Origin of the sequence: Burkholderia sp. Bp9140 (assembly GCF_003853425.1) — a bacterium.
In the GTDB taxonomy this organism is placed as follows: Bacteria; Pseudomonadota; Gammaproteobacteria; order Burkholderiales; family Burkholderiaceae; genus Burkholderia.
Genome location: NZ_QTPQ01000025.1, coordinates 1 through 26,792, shown reverse-complemented (window position 1 = coordinate 26,792; position 26,792 = coordinate 1). Strand labels below are relative to the sequence as shown.

Here is a 26,792-nt window from a genome sequence, read left to right as displayed (position 1 = left end):
GGATCATGCGCGGCGTGCCGGGGTCAGTGCGACGCGGCGCTCGCGGCCTCGGCCGGATGGGCCTCGTCGTACGCGTGCTTCTGCGAGATCGCGTTGTACAGGATCGTCCCGATCACGAGCAGCACGGCCACGACGATCAAGATGCTCACGTTGCGGACAGGGTTCTTCTTGCGCTGATCGTTCATGGTCGGTGCGGCTCCGTCGAATTCGTTGAAGCGGGCATTCTACGCGCTTGCGCCCGCGCCGCGACGCCCCCGTTGCACGCCCTCCTCCGCCTTCCCCGCAGCTTTCCCCCATCTTTCATTTGATAATCATTCCCATTCCGATCTAGAATCCGGAATCTTTCGCTTTGTAATGTTCCGGGTCGCTCGGGCGGCAGGCACGCCCCGGAACGCTTCCTCGTCTGCCTTCCTTACCGGAGTCTCCATGTCGAATCCGCGCACCCGCCTGCTGCCGCTCGCCGGCGCCCTCGCCCTTGCCGCCGCCGCGTTCGCGCCGCTGGCCCAGGCGGCCGAGGAAGTGAGCCTGTACACCACCCGCGAACCGAAGCTGATCCAGCCGCTGATCGACGCGTTCACGAAGCAGAGCGGCGTCAAGGTCAATACCGTGTTCGTGAAGGACGGCCTGCTCGAGCGCGTGAAGGCGGAAGGCGCGCAGTCGCCGGCCGACGTGCTGATGACGGTCGACATCGGCAACCTGCTCGATCTCGTCGACGGCGGGCTCGCGCAGCCGGTGCGCTCGAAGGTGCTCGACGACGCGATTCCCGCGAACCTGCGCGGCGCGCAGGGCGACTGGTACGCGCTGTCGCTGCGCGATCGCGTGCTGTATGTGGAGAAGGACCTGAAGGTCGACGCGTTCCGCTACGAGGATCTCGCCGATCCGAAATGGAAGGGCAAGGTCTGCATCCGCTCGGGACAGCATCCGTACAACACGGCACTCGTCGCGGCGATGATCGCGCACGACGGCGAAGCCGCGACCGAAAAGTGGCTGCGCGGCGTGAAGGCGAACCTCGCGCGCAAGGCGACGGGCGGCGACCGCGACGTCGCGCGCGACATTCTCGGCGGCATCTGCGACGTCGGCCTGGCGAACGCGTACTACGTCGGTCACATGAAGAACGCGGAAGCCGGCACCGATGCGCGCAAGTGGGGCGACGCGATCAAGGTCGTGCGGCCGACGTTCGCGAACGCGAAGAGCGGCGGCACGCACGTCAACATCAGCGGCGCGACGGTCGCGAAGCACGCGCCGCACAAGGCCAACGCGGTGAAGCTGCTCGAGTACCTCGTGTCGCCGGACGCGCAGGCGCTGTATGCGCAGGCGAACTACGAATACCCGGTGCGCGCGAACGTGAAGCTCGATCCGGTGATCGCGAGCTTCGGCACGCTGAAGGTCGACCCGCTGCCGCTGACCGACATCGCGAAGCACCGCAAGGCGGCCAGCCAGCTCGTCGACAAGGTCGGCTTTGACAACTGATGCACCGTTGGTCCGCGCGCGCCGCCAGCCGTTCCGTTCGCGCGCGGGCAGCCTCTGGCTCGCCGCGGCCGTCGCGATCGCCGCGGCGGCCGCGGCGCCGCTCGCGGTGCTGGTCGCCGCCGCGTTCGGCGCCGATCTCGCGCACTGGAAGCATCTCGTCGAATTCGTGCTGCCGCAGGCGCTCGTCAATACGCTGCTGCTGCTCGCGGGTGTCGGCGCGATCGTCACGGTGGTCGGCACCGGCTGCGCGTGGCTCGTCACCGCCTACGACTTTCCCGGCCGCCGGATGCTGACCTGGGCGCTGCTGCTGCCGCTCGCGGTGCCCACCTACATCGTCGCATTCGCGTATCTCGACCTGCTCCACCCGATCGGTCCCGTCCAGGGTGCGATCCGCTGGCTGCTCGGCTTCGACAGCCCGCGCCAGTTCCGCCTGCCCGACCTGCGCTCGCTGCCCGGTGCGATCTTCGTGCTCGGCTTCGTGCTGTATCCGTATGTGTACCTGAGCACGCGCGCGATGTTCGTCACGCAGTCCGCGAGTCTTCTCGAAGCCGCGCGCACGCTCGGCGCCGGACGCATCGCGACATTCTGGCGCGTCGTCGTGCCGCTCGCGCGCCCCGCGATCGCGGTCGGCGTGAGCCTCGCGCTGCTCGAAACGCTGAACGACATCGGCGCGTCGGAATTCCTCGGTGTGCAGACGCTGACCGTATCGGTCTACACGACGTGGATCACGCGCTCCGATCTCGCCGGCGCCGCGCAGATCGCGCTCGCGATGCTCGCGATCGTCGTCGGCATGATCATGCTCGAACGCTACGGGCGCCGCCGCCAGCGCTACGCGCACGGCCGGCGCATGCGTCCGGTCGCGCCGCGCAAGCTGACGGGCGCGGCCGCGTGGAGCGTCGCCGCGCTCGGCTGGCTGCCGGTGCTGCTCGGCTTCGGCGCACCGGCCGCCTACCTCGCGGTCGAGACCGGCAAGCGGCTGCATCTCGTCGGCGGCGTGTCCGCGCAATTGCTGACCGGGCTCGCGAACACGCTGGCGATCGCCGCCGCCGCGACCGTCGCAACGCTTGCCTGCGGGCTCGTCGTCGCATGGGCCGCACGCGCGCAGCGCGACAGCGCACGTGCGGGCCCGGCCCGCGCGTGCGCACGCATCGCGAGCCTCGGCTACGCGGTGCCGGGCACCGTGCTCGCGATCGGCCTGCTGATCCCGCTCGCGGCGGCCGACCGGCTGCTCGGCGCGGCGCTCGGCCGCGACGGGCTGCTGCTGATGGGTTCGGCGGCCGCGCTCGTGATCGCGTACACCGTGCGCTTTCTCGCGATCTCGGCCGGCAGCATCGAAGCCGGCCTCGCCCGCATTCCGCCATCGCTCGAACAGGCCGCACGTTCGCTCGGCGAGACGCCCGGCGGCACGCTGCGCCGCGTGCACTTGCCGCTGCTGCGGCCCGCGCTCACGACGAGCGCACTGCTCGTGTTCGTCGACGCGATGAAGGAACTGCCGGCGACGCTGCTGCTGCGCCCGCTGAATTTCGACACGCTCGCGACCTGGCTGTATGCGGAAGCCGCGCGCGGCACCTATGAGGAAGGCGCGGTCGCCGCGCTCGCGATCGTGCTGGCCGGGCTCGTGCCCGTGATCCTGCTCGCGCGCACCCGTCACAAGATCGGAGCCTGACACCGTGAACCTGCTCGAACTCCACGACCTCTGCGTCACCTACGACACACCGCACGGCCGCCGCACGGTGGTCGACGGGCTGAGCCTCGCGCTGCCGCGCGGCGACATCGGCTGCCTGCTCGGCGCATCGGGCTGCGGCAAGACCACCGTGCTGCGCGCGATCGCGGGCTTCGAGCCCGTGCGCATGGGCCGCATCGTGCTGGACGGCACGCCCGTCGCGGCGCCGTCGCTCGACGTGCCGCCCGAGCGGCGGCGCATCGGGATGATGTTCCAGGACTATGCGCTGTTCCCGCACCTGAGCGCGGCCGACAACGTCGCGTTCGGCCTGCGGCGCATGCCGAAGGCCGAGCGGCGCGTCCGCGTCGCGGACATGCTCGAACTCGTCGGCCTCGCCGATTCGGGCAGCGCGTATCCGCACGAGCTGTCGGGCGGCCAGCAGCAACGCGTCGCCCTCGCCCGCGCGCTCGCGCCGTCGCCGGAACTGCTGCTGCTCGACGAGCCGTTCTCGAATCTCGACGTCGATACGCGCGAGCGGCTCGCGTTCGAACTGCGCGACATCCTGAAGCGCACGGGTCACACCGCGATCCTCGTCACGCACAACCAGGCTGAAGCGTTCGCGATCGCCGACCGGATCGGCGTGATGAAGGATGGCCAGCTCGCGCAATGGGACACGCCGTATGCGCTGCACCATCATCCGGCCAGCCCGTTCGTCGCCGAGTTCGTGCGCCGCGACGCGCTGGCGGACGAACGCGCGCTGGCGCTGGCGCGCGGCCGCTGAGCGGACAATGGCGATGACGACGCGGTGCGCCGGCGTACCGCGCTACGCCGGCTCGGACAGATCGCGCACCGGCAGCGCGGTCGAATACTTGATCTGCTCCATCGCGAACGACGAGCTCACGTCGAACAGCGGCACCGCGCGGATCAGCTGCTTGTACACGCGATCGTAGTCGTCGATGCCGGCCACCACGACCCGCAGCAGATAGTCGGTCTCGCCGCTCATCCGGTACACCTCGACGACTTCGGGCATGTCGCGCACGGCCTGCGTGAAGCGCTGCGCCCACTCCTCCGTGTGCTGGTTCGTGCGGATCGCGACGAACACGGTCGTGCCCACACCGAGCTTGCGCGGATCGCACAGCGCGACCTGCGCGCGAATCGCGCCGGTTTCCTTGAGCCGCTGCACGCGCTTCCAGCAGGGTGTCTGCGACAGGTTCACGCGCTGCGCGAGTTCCGCGATCGGCAATGTGGCATCTGCCTGCAACAGCTCCAGCAGCTTGCGATCGATGGCATCCATTTACCCGGTCCCTCGTAGATAGAAATTTTTTCTATGCATCGTGCATGACGGGGAACAATATGGAAACCGCTGCACGGCGTCGACCGGGATAAATACCAATCAGGGAAGGAGGGACGCGCGATGCGCACGACCCCGTGCGCCCCCGCCCATCGATAATCGGCGCCCCGGACGAAACAGGCGACGCCACGTGTCGAGGTGGAATCGCCTGAAGTCAATGCTGTTTGCGCTGCCGGGTGCGCGCCGCTCACGGCGAATGCGGCACGCACGCGCGCCTCGCCGCGATGTCGCTCAATACGCGACCGTCGCGATCTCGCGCACGAAGCCGTGTTGCTCGAGCGCATCGACGAACGCGACCGCGTAGTCTTCCGCCGAGATGTTGCTGTTGCCCTGCGCGTCCACGATCAGCTTGCCGACGCCCGTGCGGAACGTGCCCGTGCGCTCGCCCGGCGCGATCAGCGCGGCCGGCGCGAAGAACGTCCAGTCGAGATCGCCGGCCGTTTTCAGATAGTCGAGCGCATCGCGGTGCGCAAGCGCGACCGCCTTGTACGCGTCCGGGAAACCTTCGGTGTCGACCAGCTGCTTGCCCGGCGCGACTTCGAGCGAACCGGCGCCACCCACCACCACGAGCCGCTTCAGGCCCGCCTGGCGCGTGCCGGCAACCAGCGCCTTCGCCGCCGCGACCACCTTCGCGGCATCGTCCTGCTTCGGACCGTACGCGCTCGCGACGACGTCGTGACCCGGCAGCGCAGCTGCGATGCTGGCCGCATCGAACAGATCGGCCGCCTTTGCGGTGATGCCGTCGCCGGCCGCGCCGGGATGGCGCGACAGCGCGGTCACGCGATGGCCGCGGCGTGCGGCTTCGGCCGCGATGCGCGAGCCGATCATCCCGGTGGCGCCGAACAGGGCGATGTTCAAGGTATGTTGCGTCATGTCGATTCTCCAGAAATAAAAAGTAACTGTAGTGATTACATATAAGACCGAAAAAAAACGGAGCGAAACTCCGTCGTGCCGGTCGCCGCGTGTGCGCGCCGCCCGGCCTCCTGCCCTGCATCATGCATTGCCTGCGTTCACCCGCCGGCGCTTCCGGCGGGCCGGCTGTGGTGCTCCGATTCGAGCACGTCTGCCGTGACGTCCGCGAGCGTACGCGTGGCAAGCGACGCTTCCATCGCGCGCTGCGCGTCGCCGATATAGTCGATCAGCACGCCCTGGATGTGCCGCCCGACGAGGCACGCGGGATTCGGCGCCTCGCGGTGCAGCGCAAACAGCTGCGCATCGTCGACCGCGCGATACACGTCGAGCAGCGTGATCTCGCCGGGCTCGCGCGCCAGCAGCGCACCGCCGCCCGCGCCGAGCTGCGACGTGGTCAGCCCCGCGGCCGCCAGCATCGACAGCAGGCGGCGAATCAGCGCCGGATTCGTGTTCACGCTGCCCGCGATGATGTCGGACGACAGCGGCGCGCCTTCCTGCATCGACAGCAAGGCAAGCACGTGAACGGCAAACGCGAACCGGCTGCTGGTATTCATTCCTCACTCACTCGGCGACGCCGGCCCGACCCGCGGCCGGCGACAATGTGTAACCACTATAATTACATTTTGCGGATTGTGCAAGCGACGTGTTACTGGCCGCTGGCCGGTTTCGCGCCGGACGCATTCTGCTGGCTCCACTGCTGCAGTTTCTTGCCGGCCTCCGCCATCTTCGCGCCAGCTTCCGACGCCGCGTGCGCGACGACCGCGGAAGCAGCCGCATCGAACTGCGCCTGCGCGGCCGACGCGAGGCCGCTTGCCGACAGCGGCGGCACCGCCGATGCCGCCGACGCGATGCCGGCCTTCGCGGCATTGATCTGCTGGTTGACCGTGCTCGCCATCTGGTCGAGCGCCTTGGCCGCGTTGCTCGCGGCATCGGCGGCCGCGCTCGCGGCCGTATCGGGTTGAGTGGCCGGCGTGCCGGACTTCTCGCAGCCTGCGAGCAACAGCGCCGCACCGACGGCCGCGGCCGCCAGCACGCATCCGGGCAAGCGACGCGCCCGCGAAGTCTTCATCTTCATCAGCAATCTCCGGCCGTGCGCCGCACGGCCTGAATGGTTGGACCGACGTCGATGATACCGCCTGTGGCACAGGTCCAATGACGACTCCCGATTAAAAATGCCTTTCAATTTCGGATTCGTCTGATTCAATCGCAGGCGCGCGGACACTAAAGTGGGCAGGCTTCCACCCACTCTGTCTGCTTCCTGTTTCCTCATGGCTTTCCTCATCGACTGGTTCATCGCGCTGGCCGCCGTGCTCGCCGCCACCCTGTTCCTGTGCCTTCGCCCACCGTCCGCGCCGCGCCTGCATGCAGTCGGGCGCCCGCGCCGCATGGCGTGCGCGCGCCTGCTCGCTCAAGCGGTAATCGGCTTCTGGACGGCCGCGCTGATCGTCGCGCAAGGCATCTTCGGCCCCGACGGCGACGGCCAGTCCCACGCGGGCTTCGCGGCGCTCGCGTTCGCCGCGCTCGGGCTCGCGACCGTCGCCGCCTACTGGTCCGCATGCGCGCTGCGGCTGCGGCGGCCGCGCACGCTGTTCGCGCGCCGCTGACGCGCCAGACCGGTGCATCGCGGTGCACCGGGACGCGCCTCGCACGCACCAGTTACGCACGCTTCGCACCATGCACGTGCGCCCGCCGCGGCATCCGTCCGGCACCCGGTCTGCCCCGCTACCGTGCACGCGTCACCGGAATGCCGCATCGCATGGCCTTCCGCACCAATTACACGCAATCGTTCACCAAGTTGGCTCGATACTTGCATTCCTCGCCCGTTTTTTGCGCAAGGAAGCCACGGCATGGATGGTCTGAAATCCGGCGTCGACACACTGTTCCTGTTGATCGGCGCCGTCATGGTGCTCGCGATGCACGCGGGCTTTGCATTCCTCGAGCTCGGCACGGTCCGCAAGAAGAACCAGGTCAACGCGCTCGTGAAGATCCTGGTCGACTTCTCGGTGTCGACGCTCGCGTACTTCTTCATCGGCTACACGATCGCCTACGGCGTCGAGTTCTTCGATGACATCGACACGCTGTCGCAGCACAGCGGCTACGCGCTCGTGCGCTTCTTCTTCCTGCTGACGTTCGCGGCGGCCATCCCCGCGATCGTGTCCGGCGGCATCGCGGAACGCGCGAAATTCAATCCGCAGCTCGTCGCGACGCTGATCATCGTCGGCTTCATCTATCCGTTCTTCGAAGGGATTGCATGGAACGACCGCTTCGGCGTGCAGGACTGGCTCACGCATGCGTTCGGCGCGCCGTTCCACGATTTCGCGGGCTCGGTCGTCGTGCACGCGTTCGGCGGCTGGGTCGCGCTGCCGGCCGTGCTGCTGCTCGGCGCACGCCACGGCCGCTATGCGAAGGACGGCCGGATCGCCGCGCATCCGCCGTCGAACATTCCGTTCCTCGCGCTCGGCGCGTGGGTGCTTGCGGTCGGCTGGTTCGGCTTCAACGTGATGAGTGCGCAGACGCTCGACAAGATCAGCGGCCTCGTCGCCGTGAACTCGCTGATGGCGATGGTCGGCGGCACGCTCGCCGCCTGGATGGCCGGCCGCAACGACCCGGGCTTCACCTACAACGGCCCGCTCGCGGGCCTCGTCGCGGTCTGCGCGGGCTCAGACGTGATGCACCCGATCGGTGCGCTCGTCACGGGTGCCGCGGCCGGCGCAGTGTTCGTCGCGATGTTCACCTGCGTGCAGAACAGGTGGCGCATCGACGACGTGCTCGGCGTGTGGCCGCTGCACGGGATGTGCGGCGCGCTCGGCGGCCTCGCGGCCGGCGTGTTCGGCATGCCCGCGCTCGGCGGCCTCGGCGGCGTGTCGTTCATGTCACAGCTCGTCGGCACGCTCGGCGGCATCGCGATCGCCACCGCGGGCGGCACGCTCGTGTACGGCGCGCTGAAGGCGACCGTCGGCCTGCGCCTCGATCGCGAAGCCGAGTTCGACGGCGCCGACCTGTCGATCCACCGCATCTCGGCGACGCCCGAGCGCGACTGAGCACCCTCAAGCCCCCGGCCGGCGTCCGGCAGCACACCTGACGGACGCCCGACGCATCATTACGTTTTCAATTCAAAAAACTTTCATCGAGCATCCCTACACTTCGGTCCAGTTTTCAACTTGCCTTCGCATGGCTTGCCGATTGCCTGCCTCGCGAAGGCCATTCTTCCAACATCTGAAACTGGACTCCACATGCCCGCGTTGCCCAATGCTTCCCGTCGTCAGGCCCTGAAGATCCTCGCCGGCGCGCCCATGCTGCCCCTCTCCGGCCTCGCGCTGCCGGCCCTGCTGACGGGCTGCGGCGGCGACGACGATCCGGCGGCGACGCCGGCCGCCGCGTACGCGTCGGCGGCGTTCGCGGCGATGGCCGCGCCCACGCTCGACAACGCGGCCGCGATGGCGACGACGACGGTCGGCTCGACGCTGTCGGTGTCGTTCTCGGACGGCTCGTCGCGCAACTTCAAGCTCGCGTACCGGCCGTTCTTCGTGACGGGCGACATGGTGCCGGACGGCAAGGGCGGCACGACGCTCGCGGGCGGCTACTACGACATCAACAACCAGCCGATCATCGACCGCTCGGTGGCCGGCAAGGAGCGCCAGTTCTATTCGGACTGCCCGGACGGCAGCTCGCTGCTGACGCTGAAGAACGCGAGCGTCGCCGGCGTGAAGGGCAACACGGTCTTCGCGGTCGTGCAGTTCGAATACACGACGCGCGACCAGGCGAGCGCATCGCAATACGGCCAGCTGCCGTCGCCGATCGCGGTGATCACGCTCGACCAGGATCCGTCCAACGGCGCGCTGAAGGTCGTCAAGTACCACAACGTCGACACGTCGAACGCGCACGGCCTGTGGATCACGTGCGGCGCGAGCCTGTCGCCGTGGGGCACGCACCTGTCGAGCGAGGAATACGAGCCGGACGCGACGAAGGCCGCGACCGACGCGCAGTTCAAGGCATTCAGCAAGAACACGTTCGGCGACGAGACGAAGGCGAACCCCTACCATTATGGCCACCTGCCCGAGATCACGGTGAACCCGGACGGCACCGGCACGGTGAAGAAGCACTACTGCCTCGGCCGCATCTCGCACGAGCTGATCCAGGTGATGCCGGACCAGCGCACCGTGATGATGGGTGACGACGCCACCAACGGCGGCCTGTTCATGTTCGTCGCCGACAAGGCGGCCGACCTGTCGGCCGGCACGCTGTACGTCGCGAAGTGGACGCAGACGTCGTCCGCCGGCGCGGGCAGCGCGACGCTCACGTGGATCAAGATCGGCCACGCGACGAGCGGCGAGATCGAGACGCTCGCGAACACGCTGAAGGCGTCGGACATCATGGACCTGACGACGACCGACCCGAGCGACGCGAGCTACACGAAGATCCACTTCGGCGGCAAGTTCAACTGGATCCGCGTGAAGCCCGGGATGGAAAAGGCGGCCGCGTTCCTCGAGACGCACCGCTACGCGGCGCTGATCGGCGGCAGCATGGCGTTCACGAAGCTCGAAGGCACGACGGTCAACGCAAAGGACAAGATCGTCTACACGGCGATGTCGCGGATCGAGACGTCGATGGTCAAGGGCAATGCGGTATCGCGCGACGTCGCGGTGGACAAGAAGATCGCGGCAGGCGCCGTCTATGCGCTGAACCTCAAGGCCGGCCAGCGCGACACGTCGGGCGGCGCGATCGACAGCGAATGGGTGCCGGTCGACATGGGCGCGCCGGCCGCGCTCGTCGGCGAGGACCTCGCCGCGGCCGATGCGCTCGGCAACCTCGCGAACCCGGACAAGATCGCGAACCCGGACAACCTGAAGTTCTCCGAGAAGCTGCGCACGCTCTTCATCGGCGAAGACTCGGGCATGCACGTCAACAACTTCCTGTGGGCCTACAACGTCGACACGAAGTCGCTCGCGCGCGTGCTGTCGTGCCCGGCCGGCGCCGAATCGACGGGCCTGCACGCGGTCGACGAGATCAACGGCTGGACCTACGTCATGAGCAACTTCCAGCACGTGGGCGACTGGGAGTCGCCGCTGCACGACAAGGTCAAGGCGACGCTCGATCCGCTGGTGCGCGCGAACTACAAGGACCGCTTCGGCGCAAGCGTCGGCTACCTGACGGCCGAGCCGACCAGCATCAAGCTCGCGAAGGCCTGAGCCGCCTGGCCGGGCGTCCCTGGCCGGGCGTCCCTGGCCGGGCGCCCCTAACCGGGCGTCCCTAACCGAACTGCACCCCAAAGGTTGGATTCGCATCCAACTTCCTGGGGTCAGTCATAACCGGGCGTCCCTTTCTCCATCACGTTTCATTCGTCGGCGCTCCACGCCGTTTTACGCGCGATGCCCGTTGCGGGCGTCGCGCTTTTTTTTGCGCGCGGTTTGCATCGCGTGGTGCCGAACCCGCGTCAACGCAAGCCGGCCGGCACCTGTCCGGGCAGCGAGCCGCCCGGAAAACCGGACAGGCTCGGCGCCCTGGCCGGCAGCGTCGGCGCCGCCGCCGACGCGTCGCCGGCCGGCGCGGCCAGACCCGGTGCGAGGTAAAGAAACTTCCATTGCCGATAGGTTTCGACGCCCTCGAAATCCTTGTATCGATCCGGAAATCCCGCGCGCTTGATCGTCGCGCCATCCGAACTGCTGTGGACGCCGTAGAAACGGTCGGCCCGCCACAGGAACGACCAGTCGTTCTTGCCGCTGACCGGATCCGGATACGCGCGGCGCAGGTGAGGCATGGGCTTCGGAAAGCGGGTATCGTCCAGCAGGTCGTCGACCGTTTGCGGGTACGCGCGCGCGAGACGGTAGTACCCGATGACGGCCCTCCGGTACTGGTCGCCGACGAACAGCAGTTGCCGCTCCTGTTCGCGGCGCCGCTGCAGCGACCAGACGTCCAGCGCGCCGGCCAGCGCGATCGACATCAGCATCAGCGCGATCAGCAGCGCAAGCAGCACGAGCCCGCGCTGCCGCCCGCCGCGCCGGCAGGCATGCATCGCGCGCGCGACGCCGCGCCCGGCCCGGTTCATTTCGCCGCTCCGGCCACGGCCGCGGCTGTCGCTCCTGCGACGCCCGGCGGCACGCCCTGCGCGCTGCTCGCCGGCCCCACATCGTAGACGCCCGGCTTGGTCTCGTCCGGCGATGCAAGCGTCGCCCATTTGTCGTCGCCATTCACCGGATCGACCGGAACCGCGCGCAAATAATGCTTCGCGACCAGCTCGTCGAGCGTCTCGGGGTACTGCCCGTTGTCGCCGTAATACTGGTCGATCGCATTGCGCATCACCGCGAGGTTCTGCCGCCGCACCTGCTCCTTGCCGCGCTCGATGCTGTGCATGTAGCGCGGCACGGCCAGCGTCAGAAGCAGCCCGATGATGGCCATCACGACCACGATTTCGATCAGCGTGAAGCCGCGGATCCTGCGGATGCGAGCGGGTGTCATGATGAACCGTCACCATTGTTTGTATGGAATACCGTTGATGCCGACCCGGGCGGATTTCGACGTCACGTCGAACACGTCGTTGCCGGGCTCGATGCCCGCAGGGGGCGCGTCGGCCACCGGATCCGGCGGCGTGCCGTACGCGCGCACGTCCCAGGTGTCCTCGGCCCGCGTATCGGGATCGCCGATGAAGAACGGATCGCGCGGCACCCGGCGCAGGAACATCATCAGGCCGCCCTTCGGGTCGCGGGCGTTTTTCACGCCCGTCACGAGCACGGTCAGCGACGGCGGATAGCCGGACGCTTCGGCCTCCTTCTCGATCTGCCCCGCATCGCTCGCGTCCTTGTACGCATCGAGCGCAGTGCGGATCTCACGCAGCGCGGCGCTCAGTTCCTGCTCCTTCTGACGCTGCACGATCAGTTCGGAGAACGGCATGATCGCGAGCGCGAGGATCGCCACGAGCGCGAGCGTGATGACCATCTCGATCAACGTGAAGCCGCGCCGGCCGATACGGCCGCCGCGCGTTGCTGCGTTGCGGGCGGCCACGGCTCACTTCCCGACCGGGCGAAGCGGGTTTTCGCTCGGGATATCGCCCGCCGGCATCTGCAGCGTCGGGGGCGCGGCGGCCGGTGCGGCGGCCGGCGCGTTGACCGCCGCGGCAGCCTGCTCAGCCGGCGCCGGCGCCGGTGACACAACCGGCGTCACGGTCGTGCCCGGCGCGGGCGTCACTTCATTGCCCGCCGGCGCTGCCGCCTGCGCAGCACCGCCCGCCGGCTGCTCCGCCGCGGCGGATGGCGCGGGCGACGCCGGCTGAGGCCTCGAGAACCGCCCGCCGTAAGGGTCGGGCGGCGGCGTCGTGCGCGGGGCAACCGGCAGTTGCCCGAACGCGCTGCTCGCCGGCGACGGCTGCGTACGGTTCGCCGCGGCCTCCAACGGCGACGGTGCCGCGCCACCCGACGTCCCGCCGCCCACGCTGCCCGGAACGACCTTCGCCTCTGCCTTCGCCACTGCAGGCGCCGCTCCCTTCGCTTCTGCCTTCGCCTCCGCGGGCGTCTCCGCGTTCAGCACCACCGGGTCGAGTCGCAACTGGTCGGCGTGCACGTTGACGTCGGTGCCCGACCACACTTCCTGCGTGTCCGCATCCGCCGCCACTTGCGGCCGGACGACATGCGGCGTGATCTGCAGCACGATCTCGGTCTTCTTGTGATCGCCGCCGTGATCCGAGAACAGGCGGCCGAGCACCGGCAACTGGCCAAGGCCCGGCACCTTGTTCGCGTTGCGGCGGTCCTCGTCCGAAATCAGGCCGCCCATGATCTGCGTTTCGCCGTCGCGAAGCCGCAGGCTGGTCGACGCGCTGCGCGTGCCGATCTGATAGGCGAGCGAGCTCAGCCCCTGCGAGTTGCCGCTCGAGATCGTGTTGGTGATGTTGCTGACTTCGAGATTCAGCTTGATGCCGACGTCGCCGTCGCGATAGACCTGCGGCTCGACCTCGAGCTTGATGCCCACGTCGAGGTACTGGATCATCTGCGTAAACGACGGGCCGCTGGTGCTCGGCGTGCTCGAGCTCGAAATCACCGGCACCTTGTCGCCGATCATGATGCGCGCCTTTTCCTTGTTGCGCGCGCGGATGCGCGGACTCGCGAGCAGATTCGCGTCGGTATCGGTCAGCTTGAAGTCCGCGGTGGCCGACAGGCCGCTGACGTTCAGCGCATTGACCGGCAGATGGTGCAGCGCCCCCCAGGTATTGACCGTGCTCGGCGTCGACACCGTAAACGAGTTGGGCCAGTTGATGCCCAACTGCGACATCCGGTCATGCGATACCTCCAGCACCTCGACCTCGAGCATCACCTCCGGCTCCGGCAAGTCCTGGGCCGCAATCATCTCCTCGGCGACCTTGATCGTGTCCGGCGTGCCGCGGATCGTCACCGTGTTCGAGCGCTCGTCGATCACGGCCTCCTTCACCTTCAACAGACTCTTCAGCAGCGACTGGATCTGCTTCGCGTCGACGTTCGACAACTGGAACGTGCGCACCTTGAGCTCCTGGTATTCGAGCTCCTTGGCCGGCGTCGCCGGGTAGATGAACAGCGTGTTCGCGTTCATCTGCTTCTTGTCGAGCTGGTTCTGCAACAGGATCATGTCGACCGTGTCCTGCAGCGACGCGTTCTGCACGAAGATCGTCGTCTTCAGGTCGGCGCGCACGTCGCGATCGAAAATGACGTTCAGCCCGGACGTCCGCGACAATGCCTCGAACACCATCCTCACGTTCGCGTCGCGGAACTGCAGCGACACCGGCGTGCGCATGATCGACGACGCCGCGAACTTGTCGTCGCGTTCCGCGTGTTGCTGGCGGCGCTTTTCGTCGAGGTCCGCCTGCATCCGCGCCGCCATCGCATTGGCCGGATCCTCGACCAGCACGCGATGCACGCGTTCGGCCGCCTGCGCGTACGAACCGCGCTTCATCATGCGGTCCGCCTCCTGCAGGATCGCGAGATGCTTGCGGTCCTGGTCGATCATCGTGGCGATCCGGCGCGCGCGTTCACTGGTCGGATCGAGCTGCTTCGCCATGTAGACGGAGCGCGCCGCGTCGTCGAACGCGTTCTGCTGGCGAAACGTGTCCGCGTTGTCAAGCAGCTGGTCGACCGCGTCGTTGCGCTCGTGCAATGCGTCAATCTTCACCTGCGCGTTGGTCGGATCATCCTGAAGGTTCGGCACATGCGCGCAGCCGCCGCATGCGAGCAGCGCCGCCGCGATCGCCAGCGCGCGCTTCGTCGCAAGCCGGTTCGGCGATGCCGGCCGCGCGTCGTCCGTCACGACGGAACGAGGGCGCGTCGGCCGGCCGCCGTCCCCATCGCGGCACGCATCCCGTGTACGTATGGTTTCCATTTACTTTCCTTCCATTGGAATGGGCACCATCTGAATCTGGTTCAGCGGCAGATAGGTGAGCACCACGTTCGATTCGGACACCGACTCGACCCGATACTGGCTGTCGATCACGTCACCCGGCGAAACGATCAGCAACTGATCTCCGTTGCCGAGAAACACGTGCGGCTTCGCCGACTTGGCGTCCTGTTGGCCGAGATAGACGAACGGTACGGGCGGCGCGGTCGGCGGCGCCGGACGCGTTTCGGGCGGCGGCGGCACGACGGGAGGCGGCGGCAGCCATGACGACGCCGTGAAGGGATCATGCGCCGCGTCGACGGACACGGGCGCACGCAATGCGGCGAGCTTTTCCCGCGGGGTTGCCGCCGCTTCATGCGACGCGGGCGCAGGCGCCGCGGCATGAGAGGCCGCCGCGATGCGCGCGCGGGCCGGCGCGGGCGCCACGCGCCCGCTGTCGCGATGGACGATGCCGCTTGCACCCGGCGCCGGCTGCTGCATTGCCGCCACCAGCACGCGATATCCGGTACCGGCGACGACGAGGCAGCCCAGCACGAGCACGACCACGAGTCGATTGCGCGAAGCGGGTTTCATGACGGTGAAGATCATGGCTGGGCGCTCCGATAGACGAGTTCGAAACGCACCCGCGCGTCGAGAATGCTGCTGCCCACCGCCGGACGCTCGACGTGGATTTCCTGCAACGCCGCGTTCGGCACGTTGTTCAGCACCGATGCGAGAAAATGCCGGATCGCGCCGTACTGATCCTTCACCGGCAGCAGCACCTGGTAGCGCGCGAAGCGCGCGCCCGACTCGGTCGTCATCTGGTACTCGGCGGACCCGAGCGCCAGATGGCTGTCGCGCGCCTGCTCGAAGATCGATGCAATGTCGTCCGCGCTTTGCGAAAAGCGCGGAAAGAGCTCCGGCAACGTGTCGAGCGTCGCCGCATCCACCGCCGTGCCGCGCACGTCGGCCGGACGATGGCCGTGTGCGGCGCGCACCACACCGGCCGGCGCCTGTATTGCGCGCGTGTCGGACTCCACGCCGGCGATCGCCGCATACGTGATGCCCGCGGCACCGAGCATCAGCATGCCGGCGAGCCCGGGCAGGCCGAATGCGCGCCGCCACGCGAAACGAAGCGTGAGCAGGGGGTCCGCGACACGATCGGCTTTCATGACTTCCTCCAGACGGCCGTGATCTGGAAACGCACCGGCTTTCCCGCCACGTTTTCCTCGACGAGATGACCGTTGAGCGTCGCCTCGCGCAGCATGACGCTCGTCTGCAAGTACTTCAGGTACGCGATCATCGCGTCCGGGTCCTTCGCTTCGGCCGTGATGCGAATCTGGCCCTGTGCCGGGTTCTGGTCGATGCCGATCAGCGCGACGTCATGGCCCGGATAGTCCTCGACGAGCGAGAAGAGCGTCTGCCACGGCACGGTCAGTTCGCGCAGCACGGCCTGGCTCTGCTTTTCCGCGAGCCGCGCGGCCGCGGTCGGCGGCGGCTTCACGACGTGTTGCTGCGCGAACGTGCGATGCTGGACAACCGCCAGACGCTCCCTGACGCGATCGTTTTCCGCATACGCATGCCAGAGCCGGACGGCGCACGCGCCCCACAGCAACGCGGCGACGCCGAGCAGGATCACGCCGCTCGTGCCGATGCGAGCGCGGCGCCGGCAAAAATCGATGTCGAGCGTGCGGATCATGATGCGTACTCCAGCAACCGGCGCGCAGGTGAACCGTCGAGCGCCGCGCGGCGCGGCAGGATGACCGCGGCAAAACGCGCCTCGAACGGCGCGGCATCCGTGTCGACGCCGGACAGATAGACCTTGCAGTCGTCGCGCTTCAGGCCCGTCCGCGTCGCCGAGCGCTCGAACAGTTGCTCGGCGAGTTCGGCAAGCCTCGACGCATCGCCGGACTCCCCCGGAAAGAGGCGCTGCGCATCGTACGCGGTCCACTCGCCGCGTTCGATCATGACCGCCTGCAGCAACGCTTCGCCGACGACGAGCAGCATCGCGTCGCCGTCCGACTTCACCGCGACCCGATTGAGCGTTTCCGGAAGCCCCGCACGAAGGCAGCGGATGCGAACGTCGCCGGATGTGCCCGTCGCGAGAATGCCGTCGTACAGCGTGCGCGGCAGCGCGCTCGCAAAGAGCGCACGGCCGCCATGCCGCACGTCGAAGCGCGTGACCAGCGACTCGGCGGCGACCCCGTACGTGTCAGAGAAATGCGCGAGCGCGATTTCCTCGAGCTCGCGTGCGTGCAGCGCGCGGAAATCGCCGCGCAGGATCGCATGGCAACACCAGAAATCGTCGAGCACGATGTGCGCGCCGCGCGCGGCCGGCCGCTTCGCGCCGCCGTCGCGGCCGGCCGTCGCGGCCAGCGCGGTACCCAGCGCGTCGAGCACCCCCGTCTCGCTCCCGAAGTGTGCGTCGGGAATGACGACGCAGAGCGGATCGGCGACGAACCCGCGCCGGCCCGGCCGCCACCATGCGGGCGGGCGGATGCCGACGACGATCTCGCGCGTGCCGATGCCGACAGCAAGCCGATCATTCGACCATGGTGACACGATTGATCTCCTCGAGCGTCGTTTCGCCGCGCTTCACCAGGTCGATCGCCGACGCCCGCAACGTCGTCATGCCGTAGCGCAGCGCCGCCGCCTTGATGTGTCCGAGCGGCGCGCGCTCCGACAGCAGTTGTCGCAGCTCGTCGTTCATGCGCAGCGCCTCCGCGATCGCTCGCCGGCCGCGATAGCCGCTGCCGCGGCACATCGCACACCCGGTACCGCGGCGAAACAGGTAGCTGCCGGCCGTGTCCGGGTCGATACCCGAGCGAGCGAGCGCATCCGCGTCGACCGTGTCCTCGTCCAGGCAGTCCGGGCAGCACTGGCGCAGCAGTCGCTGCGCGATCACGCCGTTCAACGCCGATACGAAGCTGTACGGATCGACCTCCATGTTGGTGAAACGGCCGATCACGTCGAACACGTTGTTCGCATGCACGGTGGTGAACACCTGGTGACCGGTCAGCGCGGCCTGCACGGCGATCTGCGCGGTTTCGGGGTCGCGGATTTCGCCGACCATGATCTTGTCCGGATCGTGCCGCAGGATCGACCGCAATCCGCGCGCGAACGTCAGGCCCTTCGCCTCGTTGACCGGAATCTGCAGGATCTCGCCCAGCTGGTATTCGACGGGATCCTCGATCGTCACGATCTTCTCGAGCCCGTTGTTGATTTCAGTGAGGATCGCGTAAAGCGTCGTGGTCTTGCCACTGCCGGTGGGGCCCGTGACGAGCAGCATGCCGTACGGCATCGACGCGACCGACCGCATGAAGCTCGTGTCGGCGGACTGGAACCCCAGCGCCTCGAGCGTCAGGCCGCCCGACGCCTGGGAAAGCTGGTAGCGGTCGAGAATCCGCAACACCGCGTCCTCGCCGAACTGGTTCGGCATGATCGACACGCGAAAATCGATCTCGCGTCCGGCATACATCGCCTTGAAGCGCCCGTCCTGCGGAATGCGGCGCTCCGCGATATCGAGCTCGGAGATCACCTTCACGCGCGACAGCACCTGGTCCGCGACGTCGCGGCCCTCCACGCGCCCCACCACCGTCAGCACGCCATCGACCCGGCACTTGATCATCAATCCGTTCGCCCGGCATTCGAGGTGGATGTCGCTCGCCAGCATCTTGAGCGCGTCGTAGATCGTCGAATTGAGCAGACGCACCACCGGGCTGTCGTCGCTGCTGATGCCCTGCAGCGTCAATGCAAGCGACGCCGGATCGGGCGCGCTCTCGATCGGATCGTCGAACGCGAGCGAATCCATCGCGCGGATGTCCTTCTCGCGCACGGCAAGATAGGCGCCCAGGTCGCCCGCGCTCGCGAGCGCCCATCCGTACGGCAGCGCCGGGTGCGCACGCATCCGGTGCTCGACCCAGCCGCGCGTGCGGGCATCGAGCGGATCGGCGATCGCGAACAGCAGCGCGCCGCAGTCGGGATCGCGCAGGCACACGCAGAGGCGCGCCGTCGCCTCGACGAACGGCACCCGCTCGAAATCCGGCTCCAGGCGGTTCAGTTCGCGGATGCCGATCGGCTTCATCCGGAATTGCGATGCGAGCCGCTCGCGCATCTCGTCCGCGCCCAGCGCCGTCTGCGCCGTCAACGCCTCGAGCGCGCGGATGCCCGAACCGTGCCGTTCGCCGAGCGTGCGCAGCAGGTCGCGCAGTTCGGCGTCCGCGTCGGGACGGTTGTCGGGGGAGGATGTGACGGGGTCCACGCGCGCCTCCAGGACGGCCTACTGAATGCTCGACGCGATCTCGAAGATCGGCATGTACATCAACACGACGATGCCGCCGATCACCACGCCGATCACGATCATCATCGCGGGCTCGATCAGGCGCGAAATCAGGTCGATCGTGCGCGACACCTGGGCTTCCTGAAACGCGGCAATCCGGTCGAGGACAGGCCCGAGCCCGCCGGTTTTTTCGGCCACCGTCAGCAGGCGGTAGCCGATCGCGTTCGCCAGACCGGCCTGCTGGAACGCATCGGACATCTTCACGCCATTGCGGACCTGCTGCAGCGCGCGCGCAAGCGCGGCCTGGTCCGCGCGGCCGACCAGGCCGCGCGCGAGCTCGAACGCACGAATGGCGGGAATGCCGCCGTCGACCAGCATCGCCGTCGTGCGATAGAACTGCGACTGGCGAAACACGCGGAAGTGTTGCCCGATGCCGGGCAGCGCCAGCAGACGGTCCGCGAGCCAGATTCGCAGTGCCGGACGCCGCAGCGCGATACCGGTGGCCACCGCCAGTACCGCCAGGCACCCGGCCAGCTCGGCGCCGTGCGCATGCACCATGCTGCCCCACGCCATCAGCAGCCGCGACATCAGCGGCAGTTCGCGCCCGCTGTGTTCGAGCAGCGTCGCGAAGCGCGGCACTACGAAGCCGAGCAGGAACAGCACGACGGCCGCACCGACGAACAGCAGCACCGTCGGGTAGATCGCCGCCGCCACCACCCGCGCGCGCAACTCGCGCAGCGTCGCGCTATTGAGCGAATAGCGCGTCAGGCTGTCGGCGAGGCCGCCGGTCTGCTCGCTCGCCCTCACGCACGCCACCAGCACCGGCGGAAAGATCGGGCTCGCGTGCTCGAGCGCCGCCGACAGCGACTGCCCTTCCTCGAGATGCCGCAGCAGGTCGCGGCACACCTGTGCGGACGCTTCGCGCCGCGCGTTGCCACCGAGCGTGCGCAATGCGTCGACGAGGCCGACACCCGCATCGAGCAGCGCCGCCAGCTCGCGCGCAAACATGTCGACGTCGAACCGCGCCCCCGGCATCCCGAGCCGGGTCGCGCGGCGCCGCTGCCGCCCGGCGTCCGTACTGACCGAGACGACGCGAAGGCCGCGCGCTCGCGCGAGCGATGCGGCGTTCGCCGGCGAATCGCTGTCGATGCGAAGCGTCTGTACCGAGCCACTCGTATCGAATACCCGCAGCACGAATTTCACGTCGACTCTCCTTGCGGACTGCTCGCGACGCGCGCGGCAGCCGCCCCCTACCACGACGAGATCGTCACGTTCTCGCCGGTACCGCTGCCGCGTCCATCCTTGCCGAGCGAAAACAGGTCGTAGTCGCCGTGCTCGCCCGGTGAACGATACTGATAGGGCCGATCCCACGGATCCACCGGTACGGCCTTCTGCAGATAGGGGCCGCTCCACCGCGACTCGCTTTGCGGCTTGTTCACGAGCGCATCCAGCCCCTCCTCCGTCGTCGGATAGGCACCGACGTCGAGCCGGTATTGATCCAGCGCCTGGCCGAGCGACACGATCTGCGCACGCGCGATCTTCACGTTCGACTTGCCGACCTGTTCGAAATAGCGTGGCGCGACGAGCCCTGCCAGCAAGCCGATGATGACCATCACGACGAGCAGCTCGAGCAACGTGAAGCCGCGGCTCGCGCACGCGCGGCCCACGCGTCGTTCGTCACGCTGCCGCTGACCCGGCCCGCCGGTCGGGATCGACGATTCATGGCTCACGGCTCCCCCCCTGTATCGACCCGCGGCATCAGCGCTGCCGATGCCGTTGACTGCATTCTTGTTCACGCCGGTACGCGTCAGAAGTAGGGAGTGCCGTCCATCCCCATGGGTAAATCCCCCCCAGTTGGGCCATGCCGCGATGGAGGGTGTTCACATATGGTCGTCGTCGTTCAGCGCGAGTACGCCGATGTCGATCGCGAAGTGGACCAGGCCGGTCAGGTTTGCGATGCCGAGCTTGCGCATGAGATTGGCACGGTGCTTGTCCACCGTTTTCGGACTGACCTTCAGGCACTCGCCGACCTGCCGGCTCGTGTGCCCCTCGACGACGAGGCGCAACACCGTGCGCTCGCGATTCGTCAGCGCATTCCACAATCGCGCCTTGTGCACGTTCGCGTCGCGCAGCCCGTGCAGGCCGGCGCGGGCCCGATACGCGTCGAGGCTGACCACGCACTTGCCCTGCATCACGAAGCGCATCTCGCGAACCAGGTCGGCGAACGGTGAATCCTTGACCACGTACCCGTCCGCGCCGGCGGCAAACGCTTCCCTGACGTTGTCTTCGCTGTGATGAACCGTGAGGACGATGATCCGCGCATGCGGCACGTCGCGCTTGATCGTCGCGATCGCTTCGAAGCCGCTGCCGCCCGGCATGGACAGATCCATCAGGATCAGGTCGGGCCGCGTCTTCTCGGCGAGACGGCAGGCCTCGACCCCGCCGCTCGCCGCGCCGACGATGCAGTAGTCGGCCAGCTCAGCAACCAGATGACTCAGGCCGACTCGCAACAGATGCTGGTCCTCGACGATCAGCACACGATGCTTGTTCTCCAATTTCGACGCTCCTTGCAGAGACGCGCTAGTTGGACGCAACGACGTCTCGATAGGCGGCGAGCAGCTCGGTCGGCGTCGCGAAGCCGTCGATACGCAGCCACGGCTGGCCCGGCGCGGCCCGCACGAACGTCACCGGCGTGTGGTTCATCTTGTCGCCGCGATACACGTTGAACGCGCGTTGCGCCGCGACGCTCGCATCGACGGTACCGGTGTAGTGCTGCCATTCGGGGCCTGCACCGAAGCGTGCCGCGTAGGTCCTGAGCCGCTCGGGCGTGTCCGCCTCCGGATCGATCGAGATCGACATGATGTGCACCTTGTCGCGGTCGGCGCCGAGTTCGCCCTGCAGCTGCTCGAGCGTCTGGCTGATCATCGGGCAGATGGTCGTGCAACTGGTGTAGATGAACGTCAGGATCACCGGCCGGCCGTCGTCCAGTTCCTTGACCAGCGAGACGGCCCGACCGTCGTCTCGCACGAGCTGGACCGACGGCGCGGCATACTCGACCATCGTGTGCACGGTGCCCGGCATCACGGCGTGATGCATGTGCATGCCGGCGGCTTCGGTCGCCCCCTCGGTCATGGGCGAGTCGGCTTTGCTCACCGCGCTCTCGGTGGGTGCGGCCGGTACGTGCTCCGTGGGGGTTCCGGTGGCAGGCTCCGTGGCGGGCGGCGTCGCCGGCTCGGCAGCCGGCTCCGTCGCATGCTCCGCGGCGGGCTGCATCGCGGGCTCGGTAGCCGGCTCCATCGGGTGCTCCGCGGTGTGCGTCGCCGCGCTGTCGGCGGCACTCCCGTCGGCGCTGTCGGCGGCGTTCGTGACGGGATTGTCGACACCGTTCTGCATGTCCTTTCCCATCATGCTCGCGCTGGCATCCGGCGCGGCATTCTCCGTGACGCTCGCGTTCGCGGCGGCGTTCTCGACGGCATTCTCGGCGACCGCACCGCCGGCATTCTCGATCGCGCCGCCATCGGTCACACACCACGCGGGCGTCGCTGCAAGCGCGACGCCCGCGACCACGAACGCGCCCATCGTCGATCTTGCGATCCTGTTCATACCAGCCTCCCTGACACGCGCCCAGGCAGCGGACAATTCCGCGCCCCGCCAATGCAGTGTCATGAATCTGATCGCGAGCGTCATGGGATGACGCCCCCCAAAGGCCGGTAGGACATGCCCGCTTGCCAGGATTCCCCACTGCACGCGGCAGGTATTTCCCTATGACGGACGCGCGAAATCCCCATGTTGCGGCCCGAGTCGGTCACGTCCTAGAATGATCGAAACTTTACGGTTTCCTGAAAACTGCGCCTCGGGAGCCACCATGACTGAACGCCAGCCCGAAGGGCCACGGATCAGGCTGCTCGATCTGATCGACGCGATGCGCAAGCTGCGCAGTGCGCTTCGTCCCGACGATCGCCGCACCGCTATCGTCACCGATGCACGTGGCGCGGCGCTCGCCATACTTGCCGACGACGGCACCTTCGTATCGGTGAATCGCAGTGCCGCGGCGCTGTTCGGGTACAGGACCGCCGAACTCGTCGGCCTGCATCTATTCGACCTGGCGCCCGACGACGCCCACGCCGAGCTGGCAAACGAACTGTCCACGAGCGCCGCCCTTCAGCATCATTCGTTCACGGCGATGCTCAGCGGGCGAAGCGGCCATCCCGCGCGATTCGTCGTACATCAGCAGGCGCTTCCCGACACCCACCTGTCGCTGACACTGTTCGAGGAACCGTCGACGCCCGAGCCCGAACGGCGCGGCGCCGCGGCGAACGATGCGGGCGTGCATGCCCGCCACACGTATCTGCTGATGGGCCAGCAGAAGGAACGACATCGGCTTGCCGCGGAATTGCACGACGGGCTCGGCCAGGCACTGACACTCATCAAGCTGATGAATGAGGACGCGCTCATGCGCATTCGCCGCGGCGAGATTGTCGACGCGACGAATCTGCTCGACGTCGCCGTGTTGCGGATCCGCGAGACGATCGGCGAAGTGCGCCAGATCTGCGGCGAACTGAAGCCGCCCATGCTCGACAGGCTCGGGCTGCCGGCCGCGCTCGCCTCGCTGTGCCGCCACATCGAGCGCGACGCGAACCAGCTGTCGGTCGAGTTCAATTGCGACGTCGACGACGACGACATTCCGGATCATCTGAAGGCGGACATGTTCCGGGTCGCGCAGGAGGCGCTGCATAATGTCGTCAAGCATGCGCAGGCCACCGAAATCCTGATCGGCCTGCAACACGACGCGGGCGGCCTGCTGCTGACGATCGACGACAACGGTGTCGGCTACGAGCGTCACCCGCTTTCGACGGACGACGCGCGCGCGGCGGGGCTCGGGCTGATCGGCATGCAGCACCGCATCGAGTCGCACGGCGGCACGTTTGCGATCCGGTCGTCCGCCACGACGGGTACGCGCGTCTCGGCAACCTGGCCGCTCTGACCTGCAGCCGCGCTCAGCGCTTCGCGCTGCCTGCCGGATAGTCGTCCAGCCGCGCGACTGCGTCTGCCCCTCCGTCGACGACCGGGTGCGCCGGCACGTCGTCCACGTTCGGTTCCGCGCATTTCGCCGCCAGCGTGGTCAACAGCCCCATGTTCATCGCGACGAGCACCAGCTCCGTCAGATTCGCGAGATGGAGCTTGTGCATCATGCTCGCCCGATACTTCTCGATCGTCTTCGGGCTCAGGTTCAGGTACTGGCCGACCTGCCGGTTGGTACGCCCTTCCGCGATCAGTTTCAGTACGCTGCGTTCGCGCGCGGTCAGGATGTCCCAGGCCTTTTTCGGCGCGGGCATTTCGCGACCGGTCACGAACGAGTCGACCATGTAGCCGTACACATCCGCACTCAGGTGCTTCTTCCCCTGCATGACCATGCGCATCGCGAGCAGCAATTCGTCAAACGAAACGTCCTTGAGCACGTAGCCGTCGACGCCCGCGCGCAGTGCCTCGCGCACGTATTCCTCGTTCTGATGCACCGTGAGCACGACGATCCGGATGGCCGGCGTTCGACGCTTGATCGTCGCGCTCGCATCGATGCCGTTCATCCCGCGCATCGACAGATCCATCAGGATCAGATCCGGCGCGAGCGTCATGGCTTGATGGCATGCCTCCTTGCCGTCCCGCGCTTCGCCGACGACTTCGTATTCGCCTTGTGCGCAAAGCATCGACCGGAGCCCGTTTCTCAGCAGATCGTGATCCTCTGCAATGATCACGCGATATTTGGTATTCACGACTCCCCCCCAAGTTTTCCCGCGCTTGCACCACGTCGGACATCAATGCCCCGATTGCACGGTGCCGGACGCTTTTTCTGATGCTTTCCTTGGTCCGGCCTGGTGGCCCGCCTCGCGAGCGACTGGCCACGCCCGTCGTCCGAGCAAGGTTCGCGCCACCGCGCCGCGTGCCAGCGCCCGCGCCGGGCACATGCCTGCGGAAACGTCGCGCAATGGCGGGAATGTTGCAGGGTTGAATCGATTGGGCGTGCGCGTCGCATCCGTAGGACTACGGATGGCGGGACTATCCGATCGCTTCCGCATGGCAGGAAACGATTTCTTCTGCAACAACAGTTGCATTGAGCAGAAAACAACCGGTCCGCGTAAGGATTGTCAACTTCATCGGATTACCGCCCGCTACCGGCGATTACTTGTGTAACAGTTTTGCAGCGCCGCCGCGGGGCGTCTCGTCCGGCATCGAAGTGTAGGAGGGTGCCCCATTGTCGATGCGATGACCCGGCCACGACAATGCAGATGCAGGAGGCCATCAATATGCACCGCCGCCGTTCATCCGGATTGTGCGAGACCGTCATTGCCGCATGCGTGGGATTCGGCTCGGCATGGTCATGCGCCGCGCACGCGCAGATCTTCGGCACGGTGGCGAGCAACGGGGTCATCGTCCTGACCAACGTGCCCGGCACGGCCAATCTGAAAGTGATCGTCGCGGCCGCCCGGCCGGCCGAATCCGCGACGAAGCGGGCCATGCCGAAACGGGCTGTCGCGTCGTCGTTCGCGGACGTGATTGCCGAGGCGAGTCGGGCGTTCAATGTTCCGCCCGAACTCCTGCGCGCCGTGATCGACGTCGAATCGGGATACAACCCGAAGGCGGTATCGGACAAAGGCGCGCTCGGACTCATGCAGTTGATGCCGGAAACGGCGCGGCGCTTCTCGGGCGGCGACATGTTCGATCCACGTGACAACGTGCTGGCCGGCGCACGGTATCTGCGCTTCCTGCTCACCCTGTTCAATGAGAACGTCGAGCTCACGCTCGCTGCCTACAATGCCGGAGAGAACGCCGTGATTCGGGCCGGGTATCGCATCCCGTCGCTGCCGCAGACGCGCGAGTACGTGCCGCGCGTGCTCGCGCGCTACAAACGGCTGCTCGCCGCGAGTTGAAACACGCGAGACTCGCGGCGGCCTGCACGCGGCAATGCCGCCTGCGTCGCGTGCACGACGCGTTGCCCGGCGCCATGAAACGATGGCGTCCGGCAACGCGTAGCGCGCCGGCGTTCGGCCGGCCGACGGTTCATGGAAAGGCCGGGACGGTCGGGTCTTCTCCCTGCAGATGCGCATCCGTATGGTGAAGCTTGATCGTGTCCTCGATCTCGTGAACGCGGTCGGTCGGAACGTCGATCATCAGCAGCAGTTCACCGTGCTCGATGCCGTCCTCGAAGCGCTTCAGGCGCGTGCTGGGCATGTCGACGCCGATCATCGTCGCCACCCATGCACCGAAGGCCGCACCGAACAGCGTGATCGCCACGACGACGCCGCCACCGATCGGCAAACCCGCGGGCGGGAACACCAGAAGGATCAGCCCCAGCAGCATGCCGGTCGCAAAACCGACGACGGTGCCGCGCGCGAGCGACGGCAAAAGGTCGCTGCGTTGCACCAGCGTGGCTTCCGGCAAGCCGTCGCGCAAGACATCGTGATTCGCGATGCAATGGATATGCCGCCACTCGATTCGAAGCGACAGCAGTTCGCCGACGACCGACTGCGCACAGTGCGCCGTCGGCACCAGGAAATAGACACGTCTCATGGCAGTTCCTCCTACGTCACACCCGCAATGCGGCGATGCTCGTCAGGACATTCTTGCCCGGCATGCCTCCGGCTTGTAGGGGTAATGCCCGCCGAAGTGCATGGGTAGAACACGGTAGGCGCGCCGCACGCGCTTCAGAGTTGTCCGTAGCTGTGCAGCCCGGACAGGAACATGTTGACGCCGAGGAACGCGAACGTCGTCACGAGCAGGCCCGTGAGCGC

The 26,792-nt window shown here is 67.5% G+C and carries 28 protein-coding genes; 8 read left to right on the top strand and 20 right to left on the bottom strand.

The annotated features are described in order from the left end of the window. Positions 1-23: 23 nt before the first annotated feature. Positions 24-185, bottom strand: coding sequence for a hypothetical protein (locus DIE21_RS20965; RefSeq protein WP_006476417.1), 162 nt, complete (start codon positions 183-185; stop codon positions 24-26). A 241-nt stretch (positions 186-426) separates the two neighbouring features. On the opposite strand from DIE21_RS20965, the gene DIE21_RS20960 reads away from it, so the two are divergent. Genes DIE21_RS20960 through DIE21_RS20950 form a run of 3 tightly spaced genes read left to right on the top strand, consistent with a single transcriptional unit; the run spans position 427 to position 3,914 of the window. Further along, entirely contained in the window at positions 427-1,470 is a 1,044-nt protein-coding gene (locus DIE21_RS20960; protein WP_124499520.1) for a Fe(3+) ABC transporter substrate-binding protein, read from the top strand. Next, positions 1,460-3,136 carry an iron ABC transporter permease gene (locus tag DIE21_RS20955; RefSeq protein WP_124499519.1) on the top strand — a complete coding sequence of 559 codons (1,677 nt, stop codon included), beginning with the start codon at positions 1,460-1,462 and terminating at the stop codon, positions 3,134-3,136. Before DIE21_RS20960 ends, DIE21_RS20955 begins: the two co-directional genes overlap by 11 nt. Before the next feature lie 4 nt (positions 3,137-3,140). Next, positions 3,141-3,914: an ABC transporter ATP-binding protein gene (locus DIE21_RS20950; protein WP_124499518.1), complete on the top strand. Its 774-nt coding sequence runs from the start codon at positions 3,141-3,143 to the stop codon at positions 3,912-3,914. A gap of 42 nt (positions 3,915-3,956) precedes the next feature. Here DIE21_RS20950 and DIE21_RS20945 read toward each other — a convergent pair whose 3' ends face one another. The 4 genes from DIE21_RS20945 to DIE21_RS20930 form a co-directional block, all read right to left on the bottom strand. After that, complete coding sequence (locus DIE21_RS20945) at positions 3,957-4,427, bottom strand: Lrp/AsnC family transcriptional regulator (protein WP_006754321.1); 471 nt, start codon at positions 4,425-4,427, stop codon at positions 3,957-3,959. 288 nt (positions 4,428-4,715) lie between these two features. Next, positions 4,716-5,357, bottom strand: coding sequence for an NAD(P)-dependent oxidoreductase (locus DIE21_RS20940; protein ID WP_124499517.1), 642 nt, complete (start codon positions 5,355-5,357; stop codon positions 4,716-4,718). Positions 5,358-5,494: 137 nt separating this feature from the next. Further along, positions 5,495-5,950, bottom strand: coding sequence for an Rrf2 family transcriptional regulator (locus DIE21_RS20935; protein ID WP_124499516.1), 456 nt, complete (start codon positions 5,948-5,950; stop codon positions 5,495-5,497). Positions 5,951-6,042: 92 nt separating this feature from the next. Next, a complete protein-coding gene (locus DIE21_RS20930; protein ID WP_124499515.1) occupies positions 6,043-6,471 on the bottom strand; it encodes a hypothetical protein in 429 nt (142 codons plus the stop codon). A gap of 193 nt (positions 6,472-6,664) precedes the next feature. Between DIE21_RS20930 and DIE21_RS20925 the strand changes: the two genes are divergently transcribed. The 3 genes from DIE21_RS20925 (at position 6,665) to DIE21_RS20915 (ending at position 10,585) form a co-directional block, all read left to right on the top strand. Further along, entirely contained in the window at positions 6,665-7,000 is a 336-nt protein-coding gene (locus tag DIE21_RS20925) for a hypothetical protein (RefSeq protein ID WP_124499514.1), read from the top strand. Positions 7,001-7,243: 243 nt separating this feature from the next. Continuing rightward, positions 7,244-8,437, top strand: coding sequence for an ammonium transporter (locus DIE21_RS20920; protein ID WP_124499513.1), 1,194 nt, complete (start codon positions 7,244-7,246; stop codon positions 8,435-8,437). Positions 8,438-8,629: 192 nt separating this feature from the next. Beyond that, complete coding sequence (locus DIE21_RS20915; RefSeq protein WP_124499512.1) at positions 8,630-10,585, top strand: PhoX family phosphatase; 1,956 nt, start codon at positions 8,630-8,632, stop codon at positions 10,583-10,585. 245 nt (positions 10,586-10,830) lie between these two features. Here the strand turns inward: DIE21_RS20915 and DIE21_RS20910 are convergent, their stop codons facing one another. From DIE21_RS20910 to DIE21_RS20850, 13 genes are all read right to left on the bottom strand, one after another. After that, the gene (locus tag DIE21_RS20910) at positions 10,831-11,442 is read right to left on the bottom strand and encodes a type II secretion system protein (protein ID WP_124499511.1); all 612 of its coding nucleotides are present in this window, start codon (positions 11,440-11,442) and stop codon (positions 10,831-10,833) included. Beyond that, complete coding sequence (locus DIE21_RS20905) at positions 11,439-11,852, bottom strand: type II secretion system protein (protein WP_124499510.1); 414 nt, start codon at positions 11,850-11,852, stop codon at positions 11,439-11,441. Before DIE21_RS20905 ends, DIE21_RS20910 begins: the two co-directional genes overlap by 4 nt. Positions 11,853-11,861: 9 nt before the next feature. Continuing rightward, the gene (locus DIE21_RS20900) at positions 11,862-12,395 is read right to left on the bottom strand and encodes a type II secretion system protein (RefSeq protein ID WP_124499509.1); all 534 of its coding nucleotides are present in this window, start codon (positions 12,393-12,395) and stop codon (positions 11,862-11,864) included. Between the two features lie 3 nt (positions 12,396-12,398). Next, positions 12,399-14,732, bottom strand: a complete 2,334-nt coding sequence (locus tag DIE21_RS20895) for a type IV pilus secretin PilQ (protein WP_124499508.1) — start codon at positions 14,730-14,732, stop codon at positions 12,399-12,401. Beyond that, a complete protein-coding gene (locus DIE21_RS20890) occupies positions 14,733-15,335 on the bottom strand; it encodes a hypothetical protein (RefSeq protein ID WP_124499507.1) in 603 nt (200 codons plus the stop codon). It abuts the gene before it with no gap. Continuing rightward, complete coding sequence (locus DIE21_RS20885; RefSeq protein ID WP_124499506.1) at positions 15,332-15,898, bottom strand: hypothetical protein; 567 nt, start codon at positions 15,896-15,898, stop codon at positions 15,332-15,334. The genes DIE21_RS20890 and DIE21_RS20885 overlap by 4 nt, the downstream gene beginning before the upstream one ends. Continuing rightward, positions 15,895-16,425, bottom strand: coding sequence for a hypothetical protein (locus DIE21_RS20880; RefSeq protein ID WP_124499505.1), 531 nt, complete (start codon positions 16,423-16,425; stop codon positions 15,895-15,897). Before DIE21_RS20880 ends, DIE21_RS20885 begins: the two co-directional genes overlap by 4 nt. Continuing rightward, a complete protein-coding gene (locus tag DIE21_RS20875; protein ID WP_124499504.1) occupies positions 16,422-17,288 on the bottom strand; it encodes a hypothetical protein in 867 nt (288 codons plus the stop codon). Before DIE21_RS20875 ends, DIE21_RS20880 begins: the two co-directional genes overlap by 4 nt. Next, positions 17,269-18,987 (bottom strand): GspE/PulE family protein, encoded by a 1,719-nt coding sequence (locus tag DIE21_RS20870; RefSeq protein WP_124499503.1) that lies wholly within the window; start codon positions 18,985-18,987, stop codon positions 17,269-17,271. Before DIE21_RS20870 ends, DIE21_RS20875 begins: the two co-directional genes overlap by 20 nt. A gap of 18 nt (positions 18,988-19,005) precedes the next feature. After that, positions 19,006-20,208: a type II secretion system F family protein gene (locus DIE21_RS20865; RefSeq protein ID WP_124499502.1), complete on the bottom strand. Its 1,203-nt coding sequence runs from the start codon at positions 20,206-20,208 to the stop codon at positions 19,006-19,008. Between the two features lie 47 nt (positions 20,209-20,255). Then, entirely contained in the window at positions 20,256-20,672 is a 417-nt protein-coding gene (gspG, locus tag DIE21_RS20860; protein ID WP_185642817.1) for a type II secretion system major pseudopilin GspG, read from the bottom strand. Positions 20,673-20,885: 213 nt separating this feature from the next. After that, positions 20,886-21,560: a response regulator transcription factor gene (locus DIE21_RS20855; RefSeq protein WP_124499501.1), complete on the bottom strand. Its 675-nt coding sequence runs from the start codon at positions 21,558-21,560 to the stop codon at positions 20,886-20,888. A 25-nt stretch (positions 21,561-21,585) separates the two neighbouring features. Further along, positions 21,586-22,158 carry an SCO family protein gene (locus DIE21_RS20850; protein ID WP_409364643.1) on the bottom strand — a complete coding sequence of 191 codons (573 nt, stop codon included), beginning with the start codon at positions 22,156-22,158 and terminating at the stop codon, positions 21,586-21,588. 712 nt (positions 22,159-22,870) lie between these two features. Between DIE21_RS20850 and DIE21_RS20845 the strand changes: the two genes are divergently transcribed. Further along, positions 22,871-23,989, top strand: a complete 1,119-nt coding sequence (locus DIE21_RS20845; RefSeq protein ID WP_124499500.1) for an ATP-binding protein — start codon at positions 22,871-22,873, stop codon at positions 23,987-23,989. A 13-nt stretch (positions 23,990-24,002) separates the two neighbouring features. On the opposite strand, the gene DIE21_RS20840 is transcribed toward DIE21_RS20845, so the two are convergent. Next, on the bottom strand, positions 24,003-24,776 hold the full coding sequence (locus tag DIE21_RS20840) for a response regulator transcription factor (protein ID WP_124499499.1): 774 nt from the start codon (positions 24,774-24,776) through the stop codon (positions 24,003-24,005). A 531-nt stretch (positions 24,777-25,307) separates the two neighbouring features. Between DIE21_RS20840 and DIE21_RS20835 the strand changes: the two genes are divergently transcribed. Then, entirely contained in the window at positions 25,308-25,931 is a 624-nt protein-coding gene (locus tag DIE21_RS20835; protein ID WP_124499606.1) for a lytic transglycosylase domain-containing protein, read from the top strand. A 130-nt stretch (positions 25,932-26,061) separates the two neighbouring features. On the opposite strand, the gene DIE21_RS20830 is transcribed toward DIE21_RS20835, so the two are convergent. Further along, on the bottom strand, positions 26,062-26,571 hold the full coding sequence (locus DIE21_RS20830) for a DUF1269 domain-containing protein (protein ID WP_124499498.1): 510 nt from the start codon (positions 26,569-26,571) through the stop codon (positions 26,062-26,064). Between the last annotated feature and the right edge of the window lie 221 nt (positions 26,572-26,792).

Bases quoted from the DNA above. Each gene is read 5' to 3' on its own strand.
- DIE21_RS20880 (WP_124499505.1), bottom strand. From the start codon at position 16,425: ATGATCCGCACGCTCGACATCGATTTTTGCCGGCGCCGCGCTCGCATC.
- DIE21_RS20905 (WP_124499510.1), bottom strand. From the start codon at position 11,852: ATGACACCCGCTCGCATCCGCAGGATCCGCGGCTTCACGCTGATCGAA.
- DIE21_RS20925 (WP_124499514.1), top strand. From the start codon at position 6,665: ATGGCTTTCCTCATCGACTGGTTCATCGCGCTGGCCGCCGTGCTCGCC.
- DIE21_RS20930 (WP_124499515.1), bottom strand. From the start codon at position 6,471: ATGAAGATGAAGACTTCGCGGGCGCGTCGCTTGCCCGGATGCGTGCTG.
- DIE21_RS20910 (WP_124499511.1), bottom strand. From the start codon at position 11,442: ATGAACCGGGCCGGGCGCGGCGTCGCGCGCGCGATGCATGCCTGCCGG.
- DIE21_RS20920 (WP_124499513.1), top strand. From the start codon at position 7,244: ATGGATGGTCTGAAATCCGGCGTCGACACACTGTTCCTGTTGATCGGC.
- DIE21_RS20885 (WP_124499506.1), bottom strand. From the start codon at position 15,898: ATGAAAGCCGATCGTGTCGCGGACCCCCTGCTCACGCTTCGTTTCGCG.
- DIE21_RS20835 (WP_124499606.1), top strand. From the start codon at position 25,308: ATGCACCGCCGCCGTTCATCCGGATTGTGCGAGACCGTCATTGCCGCA.
- DIE21_RS20960 (WP_124499520.1), top strand. From the start codon at position 427: ATGTCGAATCCGCGCACCCGCCTGCTGCCGCTCGCCGGCGCCCTCGCC.
- DIE21_RS20915 (WP_124499512.1), top strand. From the start codon at position 8,630: ATGCCCGCGTTGCCCAATGCTTCCCGTCGTCAGGCCCTGAAGATCCTC.
- DIE21_RS20895 (WP_124499508.1), bottom strand. From the start codon at position 14,732: ATGGAAACCATACGTACACGGGATGCGTGCCGCGATGGGGACGGCGGC.
- DIE21_RS20940 (WP_124499517.1), bottom strand. From the start codon at position 5,357: ATGACGCAACATACCTTGAACATCGCCCTGTTCGGCGCCACCGGGATG.
- DIE21_RS20935 (WP_124499516.1), bottom strand. From the start codon at position 5,950: ATGAATACCAGCAGCCGGTTCGCGTTTGCCGTTCACGTGCTTGCCTTG.
- DIE21_RS20890 (WP_124499507.1), bottom strand. From the start codon at position 15,335: ATGATCTTCACCGTCATGAAACCCGCTTCGCGCAATCGACTCGTGGTC.
- DIE21_RS20945 (WP_006754321.1), bottom strand. From the start codon at position 4,427: ATGGATGCCATCGATCGCAAGCTGCTGGAGCTGTTGCAGGCAGATGCC.
- DIE21_RS20845 (WP_124499500.1), top strand. From the start codon at position 22,871: ATGACTGAACGCCAGCCCGAAGGGCCACGGATCAGGCTGCTCGATCTG.
- DIE21_RS20965 (WP_006476417.1), bottom strand. From the start codon at position 185: ATGAACGATCAGCGCAAGAAGAACCCTGTCCGCAACGTGAGCATCTTG.
- DIE21_RS20830 (WP_124499498.1), bottom strand. From the start codon at position 26,571: ATGAGACGTGTCTATTTCCTGGTGCCGACGGCGCACTGTGCGCAGTCG.